The organism is Stenotrophomonas sp. STEN038 (genome assembly GCF_056759895.1).
This window is the reverse complement of the sequence record NZ_JBRRDW010000122.1, coordinates 1-1,109: the sequence shown is the minus strand read 5'-3', so window position 1 is coordinate 1,109 and position 1,109 is coordinate 1. Positions and strand designations below refer to the sequence as shown.

The following is a 1,109-nucleotide window of genomic DNA, read 5'->3' as shown; positions in this document are numbered from 1 at the left end:
GCTCGGCGGGTGCCCGCCCGGTGGCGGCCCGCCCCGGCGCGGGCGGGGCGGCTCGGGGTCCGCCGGCGCCCTCCCGCGGCGCGCCACTACCAAGAACAGCAAAGGCCCGGAGCGATCCGGGCCTTTGTTTTGCTCAGCGCCGGGTCGTTGGTACATACCGGACGAATTGCCCATCGTCGAAAACATAGCCGAAGACCTGCCGGCTCACGATTGGCGGCCGCCCATTGCGGCCCTCGTGACTAACCCGGGTTTCGCTGAGGTCAACAACACCGTCGCCATCAAGGTCGGCGAAATGCCATTCGCTGGCATGACGGTAGTACCGGTAGCTGCGCTTGCCCCAGGCGCCTTCGTTGTCATCAAAATCGATGCTGCGGATGGTCTTGGCCAAGCACCCTTCGAACTGCACAAGGTAGCGCCTGCCGCTGATGCTGCCGCCACCGGAGGCGATGCTTTCGAGCACGATCTCGGAAACGCCGCTGTTGTCCAGATCCAGGACGGATCGGATGTGACCGAAGCCGGTGTGCTCGCACACCAGACCACGCTGCGGAAAAACAATCAGTACACGCGCTGAGAAGTTTCGACCGCCGGGGCCGTCTGCTTCCAGCAGGTAGCCGGGCTCCCTGCTGCGGCTGTGGAAAGGCAGTGCGGCGCTGGAGTCGAAGCTGAGTATCGGGCGATCAGGATCCAGCTGCGCAAATACTGCATAAGGGTTGGCACTATCCGTGATTCTGAAGACCGCGTTGCTGCGGTCAACGACGAACACGGATTGCCCGCTGTTGGCCAACCAGCGCTGTATCTGCGCGCCGCGGGGGGGGTCCGCCAGCGCAATTGCCGGCATCAGCAGCAGTGCGATGCCCGCCCATGTATTCATTTGCTGATCCCTGCCTGCCGGCTGCGCCGTTGGGTGGATGATCGGGTAGCGGTTGGTTGAAAGAAAGAGCTCGGCGGAGGCAGAGCTGTTTGGGAGCATGCTTCAAACAGCCGGGCCACGCTGCTGTAGTGGGGGGGGGGGGGCGCGCCGGGGGGGGGGCGCGAGGGGAGTCCGCCCACCCACGCCCACAGGACAACCACCAACCACACAACACACAACAACCCGCCAGAGAAGAAAC

At 64.6% G+C, this 1,109-nt stretch carries 1 protein-coding gene; it reads right to left on the bottom strand.

The window, feature by feature from the left end:
- Window positions 1-133: 133 nt before the first annotated feature.
- Window positions 134-970, bottom strand: a complete 837-nt coding sequence (locus ACVOLS_RS21555; RefSeq protein ID WP_481547319.1) for a hypothetical protein — start codon at window positions 968-970, stop codon at window positions 134-136.
- Window positions 971-1,109 lie beyond the last annotated feature (139 nt).